Origin of the sequence: Desulfuromonas sp. CSMB_57, from assembly GCF_020194955.2 — a bacterium.
In the GTDB taxonomy this organism is placed as follows: Bacteria; Desulfobacterota; Desulfuromonadia; order Desulfuromonadales; family Syntrophotaleaceae; genus JAFCIY02.
Genome location: NZ_JAFCIY020000085.1, coordinates 1 through 2,749, shown reverse-complemented (window position 1 = coordinate 2,749; position 2,749 = coordinate 1). Strand labels below are relative to the sequence as shown.

General features: G+C 54.4%; 4 protein-coding genes and 2 pseudogenes. 2 read left to right on the top strand and 4 right to left on the bottom strand.

The window, feature by feature from the left end:
- Positions 1–556: 556 nt before the first annotated feature.
- Positions 557–787 carry a type II toxin-antitoxin system BrnA family antitoxin gene (gene brnA, locus JQN68_RS14415; protein WP_225073888.1) on the bottom strand — a complete coding sequence of 77 codons (231 nt, stop codon included), beginning with the start codon at positions 785–787 and terminating at the stop codon, positions 557–559.
- Positions 768–1,037 carry a BrnT family toxin gene (locus tag JQN68_RS14410; protein WP_225073887.1) on the bottom strand — a complete coding sequence of 90 codons (270 nt, stop codon included), beginning with the start codon at positions 1,035–1,037 and terminating at the stop codon, positions 768–770. The genes brnA and JQN68_RS14410 overlap by 20 nt, the downstream gene beginning before the upstream one ends.
- Before the next feature lie 101 nt (positions 1,038–1,138).
- Here JQN68_RS14410 and JQN68_RS14405 point away from each other — a divergent pair.
- Positions 1,139–1,444 (top strand): annotated as a pseudogene (locus JQN68_RS14405) (UDP-N-acetylglucosamine 2-epimerase); the annotation flags it as partial.
- 330 nt (positions 1,445–1,774) lie between these two features.
- Here the strand turns inward: JQN68_RS14405 and JQN68_RS14400 are convergent.
- Both JQN68_RS14400 and JQN68_RS14395 read right to left on the bottom strand, forming a co-directional pair.
- A complete protein-coding gene (locus tag JQN68_RS14400) occupies positions 1,775–2,110 on the bottom strand; it encodes a HepT-like ribonuclease domain-containing protein (RefSeq protein ID WP_225073886.1) in 336 nt (111 codons plus the stop codon).
- Positions 2,100–2,393 carry a nucleotidyltransferase family protein gene (locus tag JQN68_RS14395; protein WP_225073885.1) on the bottom strand — a complete coding sequence of 98 codons (294 nt, stop codon included), beginning with the start codon at positions 2,391–2,393 and terminating at the stop codon, positions 2,100–2,102. Before JQN68_RS14395 ends, JQN68_RS14400 begins: the two co-directional genes overlap by 11 nt.
- 154 nt (positions 2,394–2,547) lie before the next feature.
- Here JQN68_RS14395 and JQN68_RS14390 point away from each other — a divergent pair.
- Positions 2,548–2,749, top strand: a pseudogene (locus JQN68_RS14390) (UDP-N-acetylglucosamine 2-epimerase); the annotation flags it as partial.

Below are 2,749 nucleotides of genomic sequence, written 5' to 3'. Positions count from 1 at the left end.
CTTATGGTTCAATTATACAAGTAAGCAAAAAAGGCCTTTCTCCTGCGGAGGGCATGGCATTCGCGAGGGGCGGCTGGTCTTAGGGCCTGTCCAGCAGCTGACCGGATGGCGTCTTCGATCGACCGAGAGGCAACGGCCCCAGCTGAACAAGTTCAGATGGGCAGGATTGTGTCGGTGGTGCTTCGTTGGCAGAGCTGGCGGTGATAACGAAATTTTTTCTATCGCAGGCCCTAACCTGCGGTTACAGGCCTTCCGTCCACCCAGCAGCGCCGGTGTTTGCAACAGGGGGGCAGTGTCGCCGGCGCATCGCCACCGTCGGCAAGAGCGAACATCGAAGACGCGCCCCCTGTCCAATGCGCTAAGGATCCGAAATCACACCGTTTCCCCGCGCATGCCATAGGGCGTCAGCCGGTCTTACGCCCTTTCTTTGGTTACTTTCTTTGGGCGAGCAAAGAAAGTCACCCGGCTGCCGGCCGGGACCGGCGAACCTGGTTTTCTGGTTTTGACGTGGATAGTTTCCAAGGTCAAAAGCAAGACCGCGGGTCGCGAGCCGCCGTCAGGATACTTTCTCCAAGCGGTCCGCAATCCATAATTTGATGATTGCCTGGCGCGGCACACCAAGTCGTTTGGCCTCTCGATCAAGAGACTGAATCATCCAGAGCGGGAAATCCACATTGACCCGTTTTTGCTCATATTCAGGACGACGTGCGTTATCCAGGTCCAGATCCGCGGTGATATCTTCGCCATCGTCGAATTTTTTGTCGAAATCAGAAGCTTTTGTTTTCATAAAGGACGACCTCTTCCGGGCGGGAACGTCGAATGGAAACAATACGGATGACATTCCTGCGGTAAGTAATGACTCCCGACCAATGTTTCCCGTTGATTTTGCCAATCATCAGAAAACGGGGTTCATCGACGGTTCGAGAGGGGATTTCCAGCAGATCCGGATCGGCCCAGAGTGCTTGAGCTTCGTCGAAATCGATGCCGTGTTTGGCTTTATTGGAAGCACTCTTTTGAGGGTCGAATTCGAATCTCATGGTATAAAAAATATACCTTTAAGGTATGAGGATGTCAAGATTGTCGAGGGCAGGCAGGGGGACGCCCATGAAATTATGCGATTCATGACGGGCTGAGGAATCCCCTCGGCTACCTGGAATTCCTCCATCTCAACATGACCGCCCGACTGGTGCTTACCGACAGCGGCGGCCTGCAGGAAGAAACCACCGTCCTCGGCGTCCTCTGCATCACCCTGCGCCATAACACCGAACGCCCCATCACCTGCGAAGAAAGCACCCACATCCTGGTCGGCAATCACAAAGAAAAAATCCTGGCGGCGGCCCAAACCATCCTGAACCGGCCGGGCCGGGCCGGGCGGATCCCGGAAAAGTGGGATGGGCATGCGGCGGAGCGGATTGTGGAGATTCTGGTGGTGCGCGAGGGGTAGGGGGAAAGTCAAGACCGGCGGGTTGATGATGGGCAGGATTGGTCCGGTGGCGCTTCGTTGGAAACGATGGCGGTGTTGACAAGGCTGGCCTTTTGAAACAGGCCATCGCTTGCTTTCGGGTTCTCGCTTTCCATCCACCTTGCAGCTAAAAGGCCTTTCTCCTGCGGAGGGCATGGCATTCGCGTGGGGCGGCGGGTTTTATTGCCAGGTCCACAACTTGCCTGGCAGCGTCCTCGATCGACCAAGAGGCAACGGCCCCGGCTGAACAAGTTCAGATGGGCAGGATTGGGCAGCCGGTGTTTTGTTGGGGAGGGGGATGAGTGATTACGCCTAGTCAAATGTAGCTGAAAGCAAATGCTTCAGGCTCGGCAGATCTTCCTGAATGGTTCTCCAGAGAACCTCGACATCCACGCCGAAGTACTCATGAATCAAGATGTTTCGAATTCCTCTCATTTTCCGCCAGGGGATACTGGGAAAAAGTTCCTGAACTCCAGACGGTACATGAGTTGCGGCTTCACCAATGATCTCGATATTGCGAATAACGGCGTCGATGGTTTTCTGGTCTTTTTGCCACTGTTGATAGTGAAATCCCTCGGTGTACTCCTGAATCCGACCGATGGCCTCCAGAATATCTTCGATGCGGAGTTTCCAGTCTCTAGTGGACACGAACGGCCTCCGCGAGGATTTTTTCCCGCAACTGCTTTTTGAGTGCATTTACAGTCACAAGGTCCACAGGGCGTTTGAAGAGATTCTCAAGATATTCCTTAAGATCCAAGAAACCGAAAAGACCGGGAGTTTTGGCATACTCCACAAGAATATCCAAGTCACTCTCTGCGTCGGCTTGGCCACGGACCACCGACCCGAACAGGGCAAGCGAATCCACATCATACCTTTGTCGTATTTCTTCCAGATGACTTGACAGAATTTCGAGAGCTTCATCGCGTTGCATGAGGTGTCCCCTGTGCCTGAGGGCTTATGAGATAACCATAAGGGAAAATTGAATTTCGAGCAACAAACAAAGCTCTGGGAGATCATGCGTATTCAGCGGGACGCCCTTTATATTTTCACATTTGGCCAACCCAGGAGACTTCGAGGGGACGTTACTTATGCTCACCGACAGCGGCGGCCTGCAGGAAGAAACCACCGTCCTCGGCGTCCCCTGCATCACCCTGCGCCATAACACCGAACGCCCCATCACCTGCGAAGAAGGCACCAACATCCTGGTCGGCAATCACAAGGAAAAAATCCTGGCGGCGGCCCAAACCATCCTGAACCGGCCGGGCCGGGCCGGGCGGATCCCGGAAA